Below are 19,266 nucleotides of genomic sequence, written 5' to 3' on the forward strand. Positions count from 1 at the left end.
CAATGGAATGCAGATACGTCGCGGCATCCCCGCTCGCGCACGCTGAAGGTGTTCGACCTCCCACTCGACGTCCTCCCCGGCTCCGCCGGGCCCCGGCCGCAGCGGCGAAAAACACGAAGGACAAGACATGAAATTCATCGGCATCGGCGCCAGTGAGACGCACGACGTTCGGGTCGGAGTGATAGACGGTGACCACGTCAGGCCGCTCGCTACGCTCTCTGAGTTCTGGGAGGACGCGTTCGGCTGGGAACAGCGCGCCGCGAGCGGAGCGGGTGAGAGCTTCCCCCTGAGCGACGTCACCGAGGTGCCGCTGATCCCGCCGGCGGCCCGCGTGCTCTGCGTCGGCCTCAACTACCGGGCTCATGCGGCAGAGGGCTCGTTCGCAGTGCCCGAGCACCCGACGATCTTCGGTCGCTGGACCGCCTCGCTCAGCGTCGGCGGAGTACCCGCCCCCGTTCCCACAGGGGAGGCGGGTCTCGACTGGGAAGGTGAGATCGCCGCCGTCGTCGGACGCCGCCTCGAATCGGTGGATGCCGAGACCGCTGAGGCCGGTGTGTTCGGCTACTCGACGTTCAACGACCTCACCGCCCGCAGGGCACAGAAGCTGACGGCGCAGTGGACTCTCGGCAAGAACGGTGACTTCTCCGGTCCCATGGGCCCCCTGGTCTCCCGCACTGAAGTCGGCGACCTGCGCGACGGGCTTTCGGTACGTACTCGTGTCAACGGCATCGAGGTGCAGAACGGCAACACCCGCGACATGATCTTCTCGGTCGGCGCCGTCCTGGCCCTGGTCAGCGAGACATTCACCCTCCACCCTGGCGATGTGCTCGTGTCGGGCACGCCGGAGGGAGTCGGCTACGTACGGACGCCGCCATGGCTGCTGCAGCCGGGCGACACCGTCGAAGTGGAGGTCGACCGGCTCGGAATCCTCTCGACTCCGATCGTCGACGCCTCCGCGCGGGCCGGTGCATGAGATGACCGCCCCGCCCCTCACGGAACTCCGGTCGCTGCCGGACTCCGTCCCCGTTCTGATCGCCGGGGGAGGCCCAAGCGGCCTCTTCCTCGCCATCGATCTCGACCGGCGCGGTGTCGACAGTCTCGTCATCGAACCGCGAGTCACGGTCGATCCGACCCGGCCGAAGGCGAAGACCACCAACGCCAGGACGATGACGCACCTTCGTCGGGTCGGCCTCGCCGATGCGCTTCGCGAAGCGGCGCCGCTCTCGGCGGACTACGCCGAAGATGTGATCTTCTGCTCCAGCCTCACCGGATATGAGCTCCGTCGCTTCCGCAACGCGTTCCAGGTCGTCAGCGGTCGGTACGACCTCCAGCCCGAAGCCGGACAGCAGGTGTCGCAGCCCGTCGTCGAAGAGGTCCTGCGCCGCGGCGTCGAGGACTCACCACGTGCACGCCTCGCCACCGGTCTCCGGGTCGGGCAGATCGAGACCAACGCTGGCGGCCGACCTCGAGCTCTGGTGAGTGACGAGAGCGGTGACTCTCGCTGGATCGAGTGCGACCACCTCGTCGGTGCCGATGGGGGTTCCTCCGTCGTGCGCCGCGGACTCGGCATCGCGCTCGAGGGTGGATCGGCTGCGAAGTCGAACTTCAACTTCCTCTTCCGCTCCGACCGCCTCGGCGACACCGTCACCCTCGATCCCGCTGTGCAGTACTGGGTGCTGCGCCCGTCCGCCGCGGGCATGATCGGCCGGATGGACCTTGACACCACCTGGTGGGTCATCGTCCAGAATGTCGAGCTCGACACGAGCCCAGACCCGGTCGCCGTCGTGCGGGAACTCGCCGGAGCAGACGTCGACGTGGAGGTCATCGCCACCGATAGGTGGACGGCACGGATGCTGCTGGCCGAGAGCTACGGACGTGACGATGTGCACCTCATCGGCGACGCCGCGCACCTCAATCCGCCTTGGGGCGGCCACGGGTTCAACACCTGCATCGGTGACGCCGCGAACCTGGCCTGGAAGATCGCCGCCGTCCGCGCCGGCTGGGCCGGTGACCGTCTGATCGCCAGCTACGAGGACGAGCGACGACCGATCGCTGCCCGCACGATCGCGGATGCTGCCGCGAATGGCCGCGTGCTGGCATCCGATTTCGCCCAGACGATCCTCGACGAGGATTCGGACGCAGGACTCGCGGCGCGGGATGCGATGGCGCGCGACCTCGAGGTGAAGCGGAGCGAGTTCAGTTCGCTCGGACTCGTGCTCGGTTACCAGTACCCGGGGTCCCCTGTCGTCGTGGATGACGGTACCCCGATCCCAGCGGAGGACCCGATCCACTACTCCCCGTCCACACGACCGGGGAGCCTCCTCGCCCACACCTGGCTCGGGGATGCATCGCTCTACGACGCGCTCGGCGAGTGGTTCACCCTCGTTGTGGACTCCTCGGACCCCGACGCCGGATTGCTCGCGCGGGCGGCCGTCGCGGCCCAGGAAGCCACGGGTATCCCGCTCGCGGTCCTGCTCCTCGACTTCACCGAGCACCCCGATGTGCCCTGGGGCGCTCCCGCCATGCTGATCCGGCCCGACCAGCACGTCGCCTGGCGAGGGAACCGCCCAGAGACGATCGCCGGCGCGCTCGCCGTGGCGTCCGGGCGGAATGACCTCGCGCCGGACAGCGCCGATCTCGAGGAGGCTCACTTTGGCCGGCGATGACTTCCGTGACCACCTGTTCCCTGAGAACGATCCCCGGATCAGCGGATTCCGCGGGCTGACCTACCGTGAGTACGCCGAAGCCGTGAAGAGTGACCCGTTCGCCGGGCCGATGATCGTCGACTGGGCCGCGAAATACCCGGAGCCGTACCGGGGAATCACCACCGACGGAATCGTCGCACCCCAGCCCGTCGCCGACATCCGGCCGGGAGAAGCGGCGCCGACTCCCGGGATGGTGGCGGCCGCCGAGCACCTGCTCGCCGGATTGTCGCCGAAGCAGCGGGACGCGATCAGCTATCCGCTCACCGCGCACGAGTGGCGTACGTGGGCGAATCCCGAGTTCCTGCAGCACGACACCGGCCTTCGGTTCGAGGACCTCGACGCCGTCTCCTGTGCCCGTGGCCGCGCGCTGATCCGTGCCAGCCTCAGCGAAGCAGGCTACGAGAGGGTCCGCACGCTGATGTGGATCAACGGATACCTCGGTGAGGTGATCGGGCTCGCCAACATCATGAACGAGGCCAGCTACAACCTGGCGCTGTACGGCACACCGTCGCTCACCGAGCCGTGGGGCTGGCAGCTGTTCGGCCACCACGTTGCCCTCAACTGCGTCGTCGACGGCGACCGGATGGTCGTCTCTCCGGTGTTCCTCGGGGCGGAGCCGTCGACGATCGCCGATAGCCCCATCGGCGCTGTGGATGTCTTCCGTGACAGGATCGACGCCGCCCGTGCCCTGATGACCGGGCTTCCCGCCGAGCAGCAGCGGGAGGCGCAGGTCTATGAGGAAATGGTCGACCCGGCCATGCCCGCCGGAAGGCTTCACCCGGGCGACGAACGTCACCTCGGCGGATGCTTCCAGGACAACCGGGTCATCTCGTTCGAAGGCATCCGTGTCTCGGATCTCGGCGACGGAGCCCTGGCACAGGTCAGCGGTATCGTCTCCCTGTTCATCGACCACCTCCCCGACGGGGTCGCGCGTGCCAGGCTCCGCGAGGTGGAGTCGCGGTTCGACGAGACTTGGTTCTCCTGGATCGGCGGATGGGATGCTGACGAGCCGTTCTATTTCCGCATCCAGAGCCCGGTGATCCTTCTCGAGCTCGACCACCACTGCGGCGTCTTCCTCTCGAACCGGACGCCGGCGCGATTCCACGTGCACACCGGCATCCGGACGCCGAACGGCGGAGACTACGGCCGTCTGCTGACCGGAGCGACCCGATGAGCCGTTCAGCAGGACCGCTCGCCGGAGTGGTCGTCCTCGACCTCAGCCGGGCGCTCGCCGGACCGCACGCCGGCATGATGCTCGGCGACCTCGGCGCACGGGTGATCAAGGTGGAGGCACCGAGGACCGGGGACGACACGCGGGGCTGGGGCCCGCCGTTCGTCGGCGAGCCGGACGCCCTCGAGTCCACCTACTTCCTCTCGTGCAACCGCAACAAGGAGTCCATCGCGCTCGACCTCAAAGCCCCGGACGACCGTGGCGTGCTCGACGCGCTGATCGCCGATGCCGACGTGCTGATCGAGAACTTCCGTACCGGAGTAATGGACCGCCTCGGCTACTCCACCGACCGCCTGCTCGACCTCAACCCGCGGCTGGTGATCCTGTCGATCACCGGCTTCGGCCACGACGGCCCTGAGGGCGGGAGGCCCGGCTACGACCAGATCGCCCAGGGCGAGGCGGGGCTCATGTCGATCACCGGTTCGGGTCCGAACGATCCCCAGCGCGTCGGGGTCCCGATCGGCGACCTGCTTTCCGGCATCTACGGTGCGTACGGAGTCGTCGCTGCGCTGCACGAACGCACCTCCACCGGTCGCGGCGGAGTGGTGCGCACCTCGCTGCTCTCGGCACTCGTCGGCGTGCACGCCTTCCAGGGCACCCGCCAGACCGTCGCCGACGAGACCCCAAGGGCCCAGGGCAACCATCACCCGTCGATCGCGCCATACGGACTGTTCTCCTGCGCAGACGGCGCCGTGCAGATCAGCGTCGGCAGCCCACAGCTCTGGCAGCGGTTCTGTGAGCGGTTCGGCGTCGATCCGCAGGGCGACGGCATCGCGACGAACGCCGAGCGGGTGGCGAACAGGGCTGCCGTGATCGCGATCGTGGAGGAGGTCTTCTCCGCCTTCGGTGCCGACGACCTGCTTCGCGTGCTCGATGAGGCGGGCATCCCCGCGGGGAAGGTGCGTTCCCTCGATGAGGTCTACGCCTGGGACCAGGTCGCCTCCCAGGGTCTTCTCGTCGACGTGCACCATTCGGTCCTCGGCCCGCTCACACTGCCGGGGCCGCCACTGCGCTTCTTCGGCGAGACCGGGGATGCCGAAGCCGAGGTCACCTTCCGCGGGCACCGGGCACCGCCGACCCTCGACGAGCACGGCCAGGCGATCCGGGATGCCGTTGCGCAGCGAGCACGAGCCGTCGCGTCGTGAGCGCCCGAACGACGCCGTCCCTCTCAGCCGCCGAGCTCATCCGCCTGGTCGCCGATGAGGGGAGCTTCCGGTCGTGGGACGAACCGATCGCGCTCGCGGCCCGGGACGCCGGGTATGCGGCCGACCTCGACCGTGCCCGAGCCCGAAGCGGAACGGACGAGAGCGTCCTCACCGGTGAATGCCTCGTCGGGGGCACGCGGGTCGCCGTCCTCGTGAGCGAGTTCGCCTTCCTCGGCGGATCGATCGGAGTCGACGCCGCGAACCGGCTGATCGCCGCGATCGAACGCGCGACGCGCGAACGGATGCCGCTTCTGGCCGGCCCTGCATCGGGAGGCACCCGGATGCAGGAGGGCACCCCGGCATTCGTGTCGATGGTCGCGATCTCAGCCGCGATCGCCGCACACAAGAAGGACGGGCTGGCGTATCTCGTCTACCTGCGCCATCCGACGACCGGCGGGGTGATGGCCAGCTGGGGATCGCTTGGCCACGTGACGGTAGCCGAGCCAGGAGCGCTTCTCGGATTCCTCGGCCCCCGTGTGTATGAGGCGCTCTACGGGGAGCCGTTCCCCGATGGCGTCCAGACCGCCGAGAACCTGCACCGGCACGGCGTGATCGATGGAGTCGTGCCGCCCGAACACCTCCCGCGCCTGGTCGCACGTCTTCTCGCGACGCTCGCGCCACTCGCTGCCGGTGTTGCGGTCGAATCGGCCTCGCCGGCGGGGGTCGGGCAGTACCAGGGCCCGGCGAGCTCTGCGGCGGAGTCGATCCGACGCAGCAGGGAACGGGCCCGCCCGGGGGTGCGGAGCATCCTGCGCCACTCGGCACACGATGTCGTGCATCTCAGCGGGACCGGTCAGGGGGAGTCGAGTGATGGCCTGCTCCTCGCCCTTGCGCGATTCGGCGCCAGCCCATGTGTGGTCGTCGGGCAGGACCGTTACGCCCAGCGCTCGGGAACGCCGTGGGGACCTGCGGCACTGCGCCAGGCGCAACGCGGCCAGCGGCTCTCGGCCGAGCTGGGCCTGCCGCTCGTCACCTTCATCGACACTCCCGGTGCCGCCCTGTCGAAGGAAGCCGAAGAGGGTGGGCTCGCCGGCGAGATCGCGCGCAGCCTGGAAAGCCTGGTCTCCCACGAGGCCCCGACAATCGCTGTCCTCCTCGGCGAGGGCACAGGAGGGGGTGCACTCGCCCTGCTGCCCAGCGACGTCACCATCGCAGCCCAGTACGCCTGGCTCGCACCGCTCCCGCCCGAGGGCGCGAGCGCGATCATGCACGGCGACACCTCGCGCGCCACCGAGATGGCCGAGGCACAGCGGATCGGAGCGGTGCGCCTGCAGGAAGCGGGCATCGTCGACTGGATCGTGCCGGAGCATCCCGATGCCGCGGACGAACCAGCCGACTTCAGCCGTCGCGTCGGGGCGGCTGTCGAGCAGCTGCTCCGTGAGACCCGGAAGCTGACCCTGCCTGAGCGGCTGCAGCGCCGTCGGGAACGCTACCGGTCGATCGTCGGCACCTCGGTGGCACAGGATGCTGCGCCGTTCGACGCGAGAGGATAGACCGTGGAGCCGTTCACCGTTGAACAGAAAGAGGACGCGATGTCATCGCCGAAAGCCCCGTCCGCCGGCCGGTCGGCCATCACCGAGGTCCTCGATGTCGAGTTCGCCCCCGGTCTGAGGCTCGACATCGTGCGGCCGGTAGGCGACGACCGTCTCCCAGCCGTCCTCTGGTTGCACGGTGGCGCGTGGCGGATGGGGGACCGCACGTGGCGGCCGGACTTCGCGCGATTCTTCGCGGCATCCGGATTCGTCATGGTGAGTATCGACTACACGCTCTCGGGCGTCGCCGCGTTCCCGCAGCCGCTTCTGGACGTGAGAGCGGGCATCCGCTGGGTCCGCGAGCACGCTGACGAATACGGAATCCGAGCTGATGCGATCGGCGTCTGGGGGTCGTCAGCCGGCGGCCACCTGGCCGCCCTCGCCGCGTTGCTGGGCCCGATGCAGACGCTCGAGGGCGAGACCGTCAGCGACACGGATGTCTCGGTTCAGGCCGTCGTGGACGGCTACGGTGCCGGCGACCTACTCGCCCCAGACGCGGACAACCCGCCGACGCACGGGCTCCTCGGCGGGTCTCCCGCTGACCGGACCGAACTCGCGACCGCAGCCAGCCCGGCGCGCCAGGCCGTGGCATCCGATACGCCGCCGTTCCTGATTCTGCACGGGGCCGCCGACGACCTCGTGCCAGCCACTCAGAGCATCGCCCTCTATGACGCGCTCGCCGCGGGTGGGGCGGATGCGACGCTCTATCTGATCGAGGGTTTCGGCCACGGCTTCCTCAACCCCGCAGGGCTCGACGAGGTGGCGCCTGGCCCGAAGCTCGACTCAGGTCGGCTCGAGGCCGAGCCGACCGCCGGCGCAGACGTGCGGAGCACGAGCGGCCGGGAGTGGCCGGCCCACGCGTCGTTCGATCTGATCGAGCGCTTCTTCCTGGACGCACTGGCTCCGTCGAGCTGAGCTCCCGCGCCGGCCCTCTCGATCTCGCGGAATACCGGCCTCGCAGCGCGCTCAGAGTTCGAGGCTGGCAGCCCGCTCGGGCGGCGGCCCCACGACGACCAGGTCGAGTTCGGCCTGCGCGCGGCCGAAGCCCGGCCCGTTGAAGCCCGGAACGGCGCCTTCGGTGTAGATCGCGTCTTCGGTCGGGCTGAAGACGTACTCGAAGAATGGCTCGAAGATCGAGGGTGCGAGAACGCCGACCATGCGTGCGTACGCGGAATCGTAGGCGTACGAGTGGATCGTCCCTGCCGGCGCGTGCACGAAGTCGCCCTTGGTGAGCAGCACTTCGCGCCCGTTGACGTGCAGGCGCACGCGGCCGTCGAGGCAGATGAAGTTCTCGGTGTGCTGCTGGTGGAAGTGCAGCGGGATGAACCCGGAACGCGCACCGCTCGACTGGACGGCGAAGTATCGCCCGTCGGTGTTCTCACCTCGGGAGATGAAGGTGTGGGTTTCGTCTGCGCCGAGGTAGTGATCGCCTTCCCCAGCACTGAGGATGAAGGGCACGTTGCCGTGCGGGCGCACTGCGTGGTGGGAAGCGGATGCCTCGGGGCGGCTGAAATCGGGAACCTGCACGCCGAATTCTTCCGCGACGGCACGGAACTCAGCGTCTGACACGGTCCGTTCGTCGCGCGCCGGCCGCACGTGGGAACCGGTCGAGGTACCGAGCCGGCTGAGGAGAGCCAGGGAGTTGCCGGGCGACGACCAGAGCAGGAACCGGTTCTCGGTCGCGAGCATCCGGTACGCGAAGGGAGTGCCCGCCGGGATGACGACTTCGTCGCCGGGGGAGAGCACACTCGACGAGGAGCCGAGCCAGACCTGTACGAGGCCGTCGAAGACGATGACCGTGCGGTGTTCGTTCGCGTCGGAGGTGAATGGAAGCTCGCAGCCCCGACCGCCGGCGATGTATGCGGCTCCGAAGAGGTCACCGGTGTCCTGGGGCCGTGCGATCACGGTGACGAGCTGGCCGTTGAGCACGAACCGCTCACCTTCCCCTGCGGCCATGACATATGGCACCGCCTCGCCGGGCAGGGCATTGGCGATGGGGGTGTGAACGCCGGGTTCGAGCATGGGTGCGGCCATCAGGATCTCCTCATTGAGTCGTCGGACCCGGCGCAAGCGGAGCAGGGACCCCGACCATCATGGGTCACGACCGTCAACCCTCCCTAACCCTCTTCCATTGAACGGAAAGGGGCGTGGCGGATCAGGGGCGCCTGGCGCCTTCGCGGTCCGGCTGTGAGTGCACCCCGTCGATCCCGGGGGCACGGTACCCCAGCGCGCGCGAGATGGAACGGGCGGTCGCGCGGAGGGCCGGAAGGATCACCTCGGGTGAGATGGACCCGTCCGGCGCGAGGATCGACACAGCGGCGGCCGCCTTCCGGTCGGCTCCGAAGACTGCGGCGGCCACGGACACCGTCTGCGACGGACGCTCGCGGCGGATGACCGAATAACCGAGCCGCGCCACTTCGACGAGTTCCCTGCGGAGCTCCTCTGTCGACCCGAGCTTCTCGACCTTGAAGTCCGAGTCCGCCGGCTGGGCGAGGATGCGCTCGCGGTACTCCACGGGCTGCGTCGCGAGCAGCACCCGTCCGACGGCCGTGCTGCGGAGCGGGAGGCGGCCGCCGAGCCGATAGGCGACAGCCGGTGCGCGGCGCGACGACAGGCGCTCGATCAGGATGGCTTCATCCGCATCCAGGACGGCGAGCAGCACATGGTGGTGGCTCACCTCGTAGAGGTCCTCGAGGTAGGGCAGCGCGATCTCCCGGATGCCGTGACCTCGCGGTGAAAGCGACGCCACCTCCCAGAGGCGCACGCCGATGACGAACTCGCCGTTCGGCAGCCGTTCGAGCGCACCCCACTTCATCAGCCCCTGGGCGAGGCGGAGTGTCGAGGAGAGCGGGATGCCGGACTGCCCGGAGAGCTCGCCGAGAGTGAGCGCCCGGCGATTGTCGGTGAAGCAGGCGAGCAACGACAGAGCGCGGTCGATGACAGGCTCACCGCGAGGCGGCCGCTTGCCGCGCTGCGGTGGTGTCGATGCGCTCTCACTCATTCCGTGATCATCGCCCATTCGATCGGATATGTCCAATGAATGGAATCGCCGTCGTCCGGGAGCGACAACCCGAAGCAGAGTGGGAGCGAGCGACGGCGCTCTTCCGCGCCTCGCTGCACAGTGCCACAGCACCGATCAGTGTAGAAGGAGGCGACGTGTCCCACTCCGGACCGTCCGTGATTTCCGAGCTTTCGGCCGATCTCACCCCCACCGGCCCGTTCGTGGCCGGCCCGCGCCCGCGGTTGTCCTGGAAGGTTGAGACCGCCGTTCCCGAGTGGCACCAGGCCGGCGTAGACATCGAGGTGTCGCGGGCTGGGGACAAAGTCAGCGTCCACTTCGACACCGACCAGTCCGTCTTCGTCGATTGGCCTGCCGACGACATCCGGCCGCGCGAGGCCGTCAGTGTGCGTGTGCGCGTGACCGGTTCGGACGGGGAGACCACGCCGTGGAGCGACGGGCTGGACCTGATCGGAGGGTTCCTGGCCGACGGCGAGTGGCAGGCAGCGATGATCGGGGTGGCTGGAGCATCCGCCCCCGCGACGCCGTTCGTCGCGCGGTCGTCGTTCGAGGTCGATCGTGACATCGAGCGGGCGACCCTGTATGCGGTTGCACACGGCGTCTACCAGGTGGCGGTGAACGGGACGGATGTCGACGAACACGTCCTGAAGCCGGGCTGGACCAGCTACGAGAACCGGCTCACTCACGAGACCACTGACGTCACGGGTTCCGTTGTGGCCGGCCACAACTCGATCACGGCACGCGTCGCGGCCGGCTGGTACTCCGAACGGTTGCGGATGTTCGGCCCGCCTGAACCGTTCTACGGAGAGCAGCCGGCCGTGGCCGCGCAGCTTCTCATCGAATACACCGACGGCACGAGCAGCCTGATCACGACAGACGCCTCCTGGGGCGCGACCCTCGACGGCCCCCTGCGGTCGAGCGGGATCTACGCCGGCGACGAGTTCGACGCCGCGCGGGCGCACACGATCGATGGCGCGCTCTGGAGCCCCGTCCGCGTCGACACGGCCGCCGTCGTTCCCTCGATGACGACCCAGCCACCGGTTCGCGCGATCGAAGAGGTGGCCGTGCAGGAGGTTCTCATCACGCCGAGCGGCGCCACGATCCTCGACTTCGGCCAGAACCTCGTCGGCGTGCTGCGGATCACGGTCGACGGCCCTGCCGGCACACAGGTCACCCTTCGCCATGCCGAGATCCTCGATGAGGACGAACTCGGCACCCGGCCCCTCCGGCTGGCCAGTGCAACCGATACCTACGTGCTCGATGACTCGGGTGTGCAGACCTGGCAGCCCGAGTTCACCTTCCACGGTTTCCGCTACGCGGAGGTGACCGGCTGGCCGGGCGAATTCGACCCGGCATCCGTCGTCGCCGTCGTTTTGCACACCGACATGCGCCGAACCGGCTGGTTCGAGAGCTCCGAACCCCTGCTCAACCGGTTCCACGAGAACGTGGTCTGGGGGATGCGCGGCAACTTCCTCTCCATCCCGACCGACTGCCCGCAGCGCAACGAGCGTCTCGGCTGGACCGGTGACATCAACGTCTTCTCCAGCACCGCGAGCTACCTCTTCGACTGCCGGTCGATGCTCGGCTCCTGGCTGGAAGACCTGGCACTCGAGCAGGAGGAGCGAGACGGAGTGGTGCCGTTCTTCGTGCCATCGATCGAGCCGGCCATCGGCCCGGCCGCCGGTTGGGGCGATGCGGCCACGCTCGTGCCGTGGGTCCTCTACCAGCGGTTCGGCGACATCCGCATGCTCGAGCAGCAGTATGCGAGCATGCGCTCCTGGGTCGACACGATCTCGGCGCTCGCCGGCGAGCGGTACCTCTGGGAGGGCGACTTCCAGTTCGGAGACTGGCTCGATCCGGATGCTCCGCCTGAGCGCCCCGAGAAAGCGAAGGCTGACCCGGACATCGTCGCGAGCGCATACCTCTGGAAGAGCATCGACACGGTGGCGCGCACGGCGGCGATCCTGGGCAACGCGGACGACGCCGGGCGGTATGCCGCCCTCGCAGACCGCGTGCGAGGTGCGTTCCTCCGCGAATACGTCACCGCCGCCGGCCGGATGGTGTCCGACTCTCCGACGCCATACGCCCTCGCCATCGTCTTCGGGATCGTCGACGACCCGCAGCAGCTCCAGCAACTCGGAAACCGCCTCGCCGACCTCGTGCGGTCGTCCGGCTATCTGATCAGCACGGGCTTCCTCGGGACACCCGTCCTGACTGATGCGCTCACGCTGACCGGGCACCACGCGGTCGCCGGGAGGCTCATGTTCCAGACGAAGTGCCCCTCCTGGCTGTTCCCCGTGACCATGGGCGCCACGACCATCTGGGAGCGCTGGGACAGCATGCGCGAGGACGGATCGCTGAACCCCGGTGAGATGACGTCGTTCAACCACTACTCGCTGGGGTCTGTCGCTGACTGGCTGCACCGCGCCGTTGCGGGCCTGGCTCCAGCGGAGCCCGGATACCGACGCCTCACGATCGCCCCTCAACCGCTCGATCAGCTGGATTCCGCCAGCGCTGAACACGAGACGCCATACGGTCGTGCCCGGGTCGGCTGGCGCCGGGTCGGATCATCGCTTGCGGTCGAGGCCATCGTTCCGCCGAACACGACGGCTGACGTCCTGCTGCCCGGGTGGAGCGAACCGGTCTCCGTCGGAGCCGGCAGCCACGAGTGGACCGTCGACGCACCGACGTCGAACGTGCGCGAGGCCGATGCGCCCCTCGGAAACGAAACGTCGCTCGCTGCGCTCATCGACGACAAGGGGGCATTCGACGCGGTTCTGGATGCCATCTCCGCGGTCGACGCGGACACCGCGCGATCGTTCCACCGGCAGACCAAATGGACGAAACGCGCCAACCTCGGAGGCACGTTCTTCTTCCTCCGTGGCCCTGCCCGTGACGCCGTCGACCGAGTCCTCGAGCGGCTCAACGGCGAACGTACCTCCGGCCGGTCGTGAACGGACCGTTCGGAGGCGCACGTCGCCCGATTCTGCCCGGATTCCATCCGGACCCATCGATCTGTCGAGTGGGGTCGACCTACTACCTCGTCACCTCGACGTTCGAGTACTTCCCCGGCGTCCCGATCTTCTCCAGCCCAGACCTTCTGACGTGGACGCAGCTCGGGAACGTGCTCGACCGGGTATCCCAGTTGTCGCTCGGGCGGGGGGCAGGCGGGATCTTCGCGCCGACGCTCCGGCACCACGATGGACGATTCTGGATGATCACCACTCAGATCGATCGCATTCGGGAAGGTCACCTGATCGTCTCGGCGACCTCGCCAGAAGGTCCCTGGTCGGAGCCAGCATTCACGGACGGGACTGTCGGTATCGACCCGGATCTCGCCTGGGACGACGACGGCGTCTGCCACCTCACCTGGACACGCCTGTCGCCGACAGGCAGCGAGATCACGCAGGCACGGGTCGATCCGGTCACCGGTGAACTCCTGTCCGAGCCGAAGGCGCTGTGGAGCGGCACCGGACTCGCCCATCCGGAAGGACCGCACCTGTTTCGTCGCGGCGACTGGTGGTATCTCCTTCTCGCCGAGGGCGGCACGGAGCGCGGGCACGCGGTCTCGATCGCCAGGTCCCGGTCGATCGACGGACCGTTCGAGGGCAATCCGGGCAACCCGATCCTCTCGCACCGGAGCACGGCACATCCCGTGCAGAACACCGGTCACGCTGATCTCGTCGAACGTCAGGACGGCACCTGGGCGATGGTGTACCTCGGCGTGCGACCACGTGGGATGTCGCCTGGCTTCCACGTGAACGGGCGCGAGACCTTCCTCGCCGGCATCGACTGGGTCGACGACTGGCCCGTCGTCGATGAGTCGCGTTTCGACGTGCCGATGGCGGAGACATCCTGCTTCGACCGATTCGACGACGAAGTCCTCGGCGACCGGTGGATCTCCGCCGAAGGACCTGCCACCGAATTCGTCGAGCACATTCTCGGCGGGGGACTCGCGCTCCGATCTCGGTCAGACATGCGGACCGGATTCGTCGGCATCCGAACCCAGGATGACGAGTGGGCGACAGACCTCGTCGTGGGCTCCGGGGACGTTGGCCTCGTGGTGCGTCTCGACGACGGGCATACCGTGTTCGTCGAGACCGCAGGCGACCGGGTCCTGGCCGGTGCCCGCATCGGCGGCATCCGCATCCCACTCGCCGAAACCGACCGGCCGTCCAGCGAGGTGACCCTGAGCATCCGCGCGGCGCCGGCGCCTTCGGGGCTCGGTGCGCGGAGCGGTCCGGACGTCCTGAGACTCGGCGTCGTCGACGGCGGGACCTTCACTGAACTGGCGGGTATCGACGGCCGCTACACCTCCACCGAAGTCGCCGGCGGATTCACCGGACGGGTCGTCGGGGCTTCCCCCGGCCTGAGCGGCGGTTCGATCACGCAATTCCACTATCGTCCGAGGCGCTGAAAAACGAACATCACGGTCATCGCCGCCGCCCCTTTTTTGCGAACTGAGGTTCCCGTGTACATCTCCCCACGCTGCCGCGTCGTTATCGACAACGACTGGGCAGGCGACCCCGATGGGCTGGTTGCGCTCGCGCACCATCTGCTCTCCGCGGCAAACGAGATTGTGGCGATCACCGGATCGCTGACCAATCCCATGTTCGGTCCACCGGCAGGCCAGGCGGTGGCGGGAATCGCTCTCGCCCGGGACCTGGCGGAGCGGCTCGATGCCGGTCAGATCGAAGTCGGCGCGGGGTTCGACGATGTGTTCGACGAGACGGGGCGCACCTCGGCGGCCAGCCGACTCATCATCGATGCCGCCAATGCGACGTCGGAGCTGCCGCTGGTCGTCGTGTGCGGTGGGCCGCTTACCAACGTCGCGGATGCTCTGGCGCTGGCACCCGAGATCGCGACGAGATTCACCCTCGCCTGGGTCGGTGGATCGACAAACGGTGCCGACGAGTACAACGAGTACACCGACCGGGGAGCTGCGGACTTTGTGTTCAGGAATCCCCAACTCGCAATCACGCAGTTCCCGCTCGAGACCTACCGCCAGCTGGTGCTCTCGGTGGCCGAGCTCGAGTGCGTGCTGCTCGCAGGGGGCGAGCCAGGCGCCTGGCTCTGGAACCGATTCGAGACGTTGCCGTTGCCGGACTTCGTGAAGCTCGGTCCGTCGTGGTGCATGGGTGACAGTGCGCCGCTCGTCGGCACCGCCCTCGACGAGGTCACCAGCCGTTTCGAGAATCTCAGCGAGCAACCGGTGAGGAGAACCTGCACCGGCATCGACGCGCGGATGATCTTCGGCGACTTGTCCGCACGTCTCCGCCTGCACGCGTTGAAGCGTCGCTGAATCCACGGAGCCGCGTCACACAATCACATGCTCGAACACCGGTCGCTGAGCGAACTAAAACCCTCGTCGAAGGAGACAACATGTCCATCATCACCATGCCGGAGTCAGGCTTCGTGCTGCCCCGATTCCGCTCCCCGGAATCCACCGGACGCTCGGCTGCGCCTCGAGGCGCGCGGGCCCACCGGGGACTGACGTACGCCATGCCCGAGGGCTATCGCGAACTCGGGATGGACGTATATGTGCCGACCGATCGCAACGGTCCGGTACCGTGCGTCGTCTGGATTCACGGCGGCGCCTGGCTGACCGGCGACCGTCGGTACTTCCCGGACCTCTGGCCCGATGGCACGCTCCTCGACGCACTTATCCGCCGGGGATACGCGGTCGCGACGATCGACTACCGGCACTCCCGTGAAGCATCCTTCCCGGCGCAGTTGCACGATGCGAAGGCGGCCGTTCGCTATCTGCGGCGGTACTCGGCCGAGTTCGGAATCGATTCGTCACGGATCGCGGCGTGGGGTGAATCGGCCGGCGGGCACCTGGCGGCGTTGGTCGGACTGGTGAACGGACGGCACGATCTCGAGGGCGACATCGGCGTCCCCGGTGACGACAGTGCGGTGTCCGCCGTCGTCGACTGGTACGGGGTGAGCGATGTGACGACGATGCCGTCGATCGGTGAGGCCTTTCTCCCACCTGGGGTAGTGCTCGACGCGGGAAGCAAGCCGGAGGAGCCGATCGATGTCGTCCTCGACGGCGTCGCCGACCGCGCCGCGGCCGAACGTGACTTCTCGCCGGTCGCGCACGCTTCGGCATCCGCCCCACCGTTTCTTCTCGTTCACGGGGAGGACGACGGCCTCGTGCCGTTCGGGCAGAGCGAGCAGTTGAGGGATGCCCTGGTCGAGGCCGGCGCTTCCGTCACTTTCCACGCCGTGCCCGGGGCCGATCACGTGTGGATCGGCGCAGAGCTGGAGCCCCTCGTCGACGAAGCGATCGACTTCCTCGATTCGGTCCTCTGACACGCAGATTCCCCGTGGTGCCGCTCGACGAGCTCCACGGGGAATCTGCGTTGCTGCCTAGAGCTGTCTGGCCGGGATCTGCGCCCCCACGAGAGCGGCGTACACGCCGGCGCTCGGCTTCGCGGTGCGCTCGAACGTCGTGCGGTCGACGGAGTGGAGTCCGAGCTGGCTGCCGTAGCCGAAGACCCACTCGAAGTTGTCCATCAGGGTCCAGTGGCTGTAGCCGAGAACCGGGACTCCGTCGTCGATCGCGGTGAGGAGGCCGGCGAGTGACGGTTCGATGAAGGCGGCGCGCACGCTGTCGTCTGCGGTCCCGATGCCGTGTTCGGTGACCATGACAGGAACGCCGCTGACGTCGTGGGCGTATCGAACCGCTCCTTCGAGCGATCCGGGCTCAACGACAGATCCCATCTCGTTGAGCGGTTCGCCCTCCTTGGGCGGGAGCTGGCCCTCTGGCCCGAACCACAGGCGTTCGTAGTTCTGCACGCCGATGAAGTCGTCCTCGCGAGCCAGACGCAGCCAGTGGTCGTACACCTCGGCTCGCTTGCGGTCGCGGGTCTCTTCGCCGCCTGGCGCCGCGAGGTCGTCGGAGATGGCGATCGACAGGCCGACCCTCAGGTCAGGGCGACGGGCCTTGATCGCCGCTTTCGCCGCGCGATGGGCATCCGTCATTCCGACCTGCATCCCCGCGAAGTCGTCGGCGATCATGACGTTGCCCGAACGGTAGCGGTCCACCCCGGCGGCTTCGCTGGCGGCGTCGAGGGTCGCCCGGGTGAGGTCGGCGACGAAGTCGGGGAGTCCGGCCCACGCGAGCATCTGGGGCAGGTTCGGTTCGTTGAAGGTGACGGCGGCCGCGATCCGGTCGCCGAATCGATCCATGACGGCTCCGCAGAACCGGGCGAACAGGTCGGATGCCTCCGGGTCGAGCCAGGCTCCCCGCTTGGCGAACCAGTGCGGAAGCGTGAAGTGGCTGAACGTGACGAGGGGCGCGATGCCGCGCGACAGGCATCCGTCGACGATTGCCTCGTAGTGGGCGAGGGCGTCATCGTCGAACTGACCCTCGGCCGGTTCGATCCGTGCCCACTCGACAGAGAATCGGTAGGCGTTCAGGCCCATGTCGGCGACGAGGTCCAGGTCGCTGTTCCACAACTCGTAGCTGTTGCACGCGGGGCCGGATGGCTCCCGGAAGACGGTGGGCGACACGTTCTCGAGGAACCAGGTGTCGCTGTTGCTGTTGAACCCCTCGCTCTGGTGGCCGGCGGTAGCGACACCCCAGAGGAAGTCGTCAGGGAAGGGGCCGAGGGCCATGGGTGCTCCTAGCGTTCGTGGACGAAGATCGGTGCACAACCACGCGGCTCGCGTCGTTGTGAGTTCCTCCGATCGTCGCCGAGTCGGGGATGGACCGCACCCCGGATTCCGGTCAATGGGAGCCGGCTGCTCGCGGGGTCGGCCGCGGGCGCTACAGACCGCCCGAAACCTTGAGGTTGGCGCCGGTCACGTAGCTCGCCTCGTCCGAGAGCAGCCACGCGACGGCGCCGGCGATCTCGTCGGCTTCCCCTGCGCGACCGAGTGGGACGGTCGGGGCGACTTTCGCCGGACGGTCGGGGTCGCGGTGGAAGCCGGTCCACACCGTGCCGGGCGAGACGGCGTTGACCCGGATGTGCGGTGCGAGTTCCTTGGACAGCCCCACCGTGAGGGCGTCGACCCCGGCCTTCGCCGCGGCGTAGTGCACATAACTGCCCGGGCCCCCGAGGATCGCAGCGACGGAGGAGATGTTCACGATCGCGCCGCCGCCGGAGCGGGTGAGGGTCTCTGCCGCGAATTTGCAGCAGACGACCACGCCGAACAGGTTGACGTCGAGGTCGCGCCGGATTTTGTCGAGGTCGTTCTCCACCAGCGCGCCGACGGCGGTCGCTGCGCCTGCGTTGTTGACGACGCTCGACACCGTTCCGAAGGCCTCGGACGCGGCGAAGAGTTCTCTGACGGATGCTTCGACGGTCGTGTCAGCCTGGACGCAGAGCGCCCGCCGGCCGAGCGAGCGCACCTCGTCCGCTGTCGACTCCGCCGACGCGGCATCCGTCTGATAGCTGAGGACGATGTCGTGGCCGGCCCGCGCAAGCCGGAGGCTGATCGAACGACCGATGCCGCGGCCTCCGCCGGTCACCACGGCAACATTCGATCCAGTCACCCCGCGAGCGTACTCTCGCGGGGTGCGCCGTCGCGTCAGGCGGCTGCGGCTGCCCGGGCCTTGCGACCGAGTGTGATCGCCTGGAAGATCTGGACGATCCCGGCGATGATCAGCACGATGGCTGCGATCTTCAGCAGGAAGACCACGGCTGCGGTCGGGACGAAGAAGATCAGGATGCCTCCGGCGATGCTGATCAGCGCGTAGAGGATGCCCAGCCCGCGCGATGACCTGCTCGATGAATCCGCCAGGGTCGCGACTCCTTCGATGATCCACGCGATACCGATGATGTAGGCGAGGATCTCGACGCCGAAGCTCGGATTGATGAGGAGGTAGACGCCCGCGATGACGACGAGCAGTCCGAGGATGACGCTCAGGATGCGATTCCCGGCCGTCAGTCCGGGGATCGTGAAGCTGCGAACCACCCGGGCGATTCCGGCGATGAGGAAGTAGAGGCCGAACAGCCACGCGACGATGAGAAGCGTTGCGTTCGCCCACACGAAGATGGCGATGCCGATGGCGACGGCGGCGAGCCCGGCGATTCCCAGGGCCCAGCGGATGCCGTTCAGTTGCGACTTACTGAACTGGCTCGGTTCGACAGTGAATGAGAAAGACATGGTGCCTCCTGTTCGTCTGGCGGGCATCTCCTGGGGGTGTCCATCTCCCGCTCTGCCTCCACTATGGAATCGAGCGTGGCGGAGAGCGCGGCGGTGACGCTGAACTGAGCCCCTCAGGCGCGGAACTCTCCCGGGATCTGCCTCTGGTGATCATGATCCCGGAGATCGTGGCCCGCTACCAGCCCTCTCGGCATAACCCGCCTACTTCAGGTGATCGCCCCACCCGGTGATTGAGCCTGTCGAAATCCCCTTTCGCGAAACTCGAGTCCACACGCCCGATCCGCTCCCGTTACCCGGTGATCGAGTAGCGAGGAGCGAGCGCATCGAGGTCGCACTCCTCCACCGCCGACCGGGTTCCGGAAACTATCCACAACCAGCCCTTTTGCCTCGGTATCTGTCGGCTGAATGTCGGTGGTGGCCGGGAGAATTGACGCATGGAAGAGCTCCACGACCCGCC

At 68.0% G+C, this 19,266-nt stretch carries 15 protein-coding genes; 10 read left to right on the forward strand and 5 right to left on the reverse strand.

What is annotated here, in order from left to right; translation table 11 throughout:
• Window positions 1-127: 127 nt before the first annotated feature.
• Genes AC1M0F_RS14375 through AC1M0F_RS14400 form a run of 6 tightly spaced genes read left to right on the forward strand, consistent with a single transcriptional unit; the run spans window position 128 to window position 7,588 of the window.
• Window positions 128-973: a fumarylacetoacetate hydrolase family protein gene (locus AC1M0F_RS14375; protein ID WP_480238931.1), complete on the forward strand. Its 846-nt coding sequence runs from the start codon at window positions 128-130 to the stop codon at window positions 971-973.
• Between the two features lies 1 nt (window position 974).
• Complete coding sequence (locus AC1M0F_RS14380; protein ID WP_480238932.1) at window positions 975-2,666, forward strand: FAD-dependent monooxygenase; 1,692 nt, start codon at window positions 975-977, stop codon at window positions 2,664-2,666.
• Window positions 2,653-3,879: a DUF3500 domain-containing protein gene (locus AC1M0F_RS14385; RefSeq protein ID WP_480238933.1), complete on the forward strand. Its 1,227-nt coding sequence runs from the start codon at window positions 2,653-2,655 to the stop codon at window positions 3,877-3,879. Before AC1M0F_RS14380 ends, AC1M0F_RS14385 begins: the two co-directional genes overlap by 14 nt.
• Window positions 3,876-5,081 (forward strand): CaiB/BaiF CoA transferase family protein, encoded by a 1,206-nt coding sequence (locus tag AC1M0F_RS14390; protein ID WP_480238934.1) that lies wholly within the window; start codon window positions 3,876-3,878, stop codon window positions 5,079-5,081. Before AC1M0F_RS14385 ends, AC1M0F_RS14390 begins: the two co-directional genes overlap by 4 nt.
• The gene (locus AC1M0F_RS14395; protein WP_480238935.1) at window positions 5,078-6,634 is read left to right on the forward strand and encodes a carboxyl transferase domain-containing protein; all 1,557 of its coding nucleotides are present in this window, start codon (window positions 5,078-5,080) and stop codon (window positions 6,632-6,634) included. The genes AC1M0F_RS14390 and AC1M0F_RS14395 overlap by 4 nt, the downstream gene beginning before the upstream one ends.
• 39 nt (window positions 6,635-6,673) lie before the next feature.
• The gene (locus tag AC1M0F_RS14400; RefSeq protein ID WP_480238936.1) at window positions 6,674-7,588 is read left to right on the forward strand and encodes an alpha/beta hydrolase fold domain-containing protein; all 915 of its coding nucleotides are present in this window, start codon (window positions 6,674-6,676) and stop codon (window positions 7,586-7,588) included.
• Between the two features lie 51 nt (window positions 7,589-7,639).
• Here the strand turns inward: AC1M0F_RS14400 and AC1M0F_RS14405 are convergent, their stop codons facing one another.
• Both AC1M0F_RS14405 and AC1M0F_RS14410 read right to left on the reverse strand, forming a co-directional pair.
• Entirely contained in the window at window positions 7,640-8,707 is a 1,068-nt protein-coding gene (locus AC1M0F_RS14405) for a quercetin 2,3-dioxygenase (RefSeq protein ID WP_480238937.1), read from the reverse strand.
• Window positions 8,708-8,828: 121 nt separating this feature from the next.
• On the reverse strand, window positions 8,829-9,674 hold the full coding sequence (locus AC1M0F_RS14410; protein ID WP_480238938.1) for an IclR family transcriptional regulator: 846 nt from the start codon (window positions 9,672-9,674) through the stop codon (window positions 8,829-8,831).
• A 155-nt stretch (window positions 9,675-9,829) separates the two neighbouring features.
• Here AC1M0F_RS14410 and AC1M0F_RS14415 point away from each other — a divergent pair, with 155 nt between their 5' ends.
• The 4 genes from AC1M0F_RS14415 (at window position 9,830) to AC1M0F_RS14430 (ending at window position 16,007) form a co-directional block, all read left to right on the forward strand.
• Window positions 9,830-12,646, forward strand: coding sequence for a family 78 glycoside hydrolase catalytic domain (locus AC1M0F_RS14415; RefSeq protein ID WP_480238939.1), 2,817 nt, complete (start codon window positions 9,830-9,832; stop codon window positions 12,644-12,646).
• The gene (locus AC1M0F_RS14420; RefSeq protein WP_480238940.1) at window positions 12,643-14,109 is read left to right on the forward strand and encodes a glycoside hydrolase family 43 protein; all 1,467 of its coding nucleotides are present in this window, start codon (window positions 12,643-12,645) and stop codon (window positions 14,107-14,109) included. The genes AC1M0F_RS14415 and AC1M0F_RS14420 overlap by 4 nt, the downstream gene beginning before the upstream one ends.
• A 54-nt stretch (window positions 14,110-14,163) precedes the next feature.
• Entirely contained in the window at window positions 14,164-14,994 is an 831-nt protein-coding gene (locus AC1M0F_RS14425; protein WP_480238941.1) for a nucleoside hydrolase, read from the forward strand.
• An 80-nt stretch (window positions 14,995-15,074) separates the two neighbouring features.
• On the forward strand, window positions 15,075-16,007 hold the full coding sequence (locus tag AC1M0F_RS14430) for an alpha/beta hydrolase fold domain-containing protein (protein WP_480238942.1): 933 nt from the start codon (window positions 15,075-15,077) through the stop codon (window positions 16,005-16,007).
• A gap of 57 nt (window positions 16,008-16,064) precedes the next feature.
• Here AC1M0F_RS14430 and AC1M0F_RS14435 read toward each other — a convergent pair whose 3' ends face one another.
• The 3 genes from AC1M0F_RS14435 to AC1M0F_RS14445 all read right to left on the reverse strand — a co-directional run bounded on the left by AC1M0F_RS14435 (window position 16,065) and on the right by AC1M0F_RS14445 (window position 18,809).
• Entirely contained in the window at window positions 16,065-17,315 is a 1,251-nt protein-coding gene (locus AC1M0F_RS14435; RefSeq protein WP_480238943.1) for a glycoside hydrolase family 1 protein, read from the reverse strand.
• Between the two features lie 151 nt (window positions 17,316-17,466).
• Window positions 17,467-18,195 (reverse strand): SDR family NAD(P)-dependent oxidoreductase, encoded by a 729-nt coding sequence (locus tag AC1M0F_RS14440; RefSeq protein WP_480238944.1) that lies wholly within the window; start codon window positions 18,193-18,195, stop codon window positions 17,467-17,469.
• 35 nt (window positions 18,196-18,230) lie between these two features.
• A complete protein-coding gene (locus AC1M0F_RS14445; RefSeq protein WP_480238945.1) occupies window positions 18,231-18,809 on the reverse strand; it encodes an HdeD family acid-resistance protein in 579 nt (192 codons plus the stop codon).
• Window positions 18,810-19,266 lie beyond the last annotated feature (457 nt).

Source organism: Mycetocola sp. Y719, from assembly GCF_056713205.1.

Coding starts and splice junctions, on each gene's coding strand:
- AC1M0F_RS14375 (WP_480238931.1), top strand. CDS start 128: ATGAAATTCATCGGCATCGGCGCCAGTGAGACGCACGACGTTCGGGTC.
- AC1M0F_RS14380 (WP_480238932.1), top strand. CDS start 975: ATGACCGCCCCGCCCCTCACGGAACTCCGGTCGCTGCCGGACTCCGTC.
- AC1M0F_RS14390 (WP_480238934.1), top strand. CDS start 3,876: ATGAGCCGTTCAGCAGGACCGCTCGCCGGAGTGGTCGTCCTCGACCTC.
- AC1M0F_RS14400 (WP_480238936.1), top strand. CDS start 6,674: ATGTCATCGCCGAAAGCCCCGTCCGCCGGCCGGTCGGCCATCACCGAG.
- AC1M0F_RS14405 (WP_480238937.1), bottom strand. CDS start 8,707: ATGGCCGCACCCATGCTCGAACCCGGCGTTCACACCCCCATCGCCAAT.
- AC1M0F_RS14410 (WP_480238938.1), bottom strand. CDS start 9,674: ATGAGTGAGAGCGCATCGACACCACCGCAGCGCGGCAAGCGGCCGCCT.
- AC1M0F_RS14430 (WP_480238942.1), top strand. CDS start 15,075: ATGTCCATCATCACCATGCCGGAGTCAGGCTTCGTGCTGCCCCGATTC.
- AC1M0F_RS14435 (WP_480238943.1), bottom strand. CDS start 17,315: ATGGCCCTCGGCCCCTTCCCTGACGACTTCCTCTGGGGTGTCGCTACC.
- AC1M0F_RS14445 (WP_480238945.1), bottom strand. CDS start 18,809: ATGTCTTTCTCATTCACTGTCGAACCGAGCCAGTTCAGTAAGTCGCAA.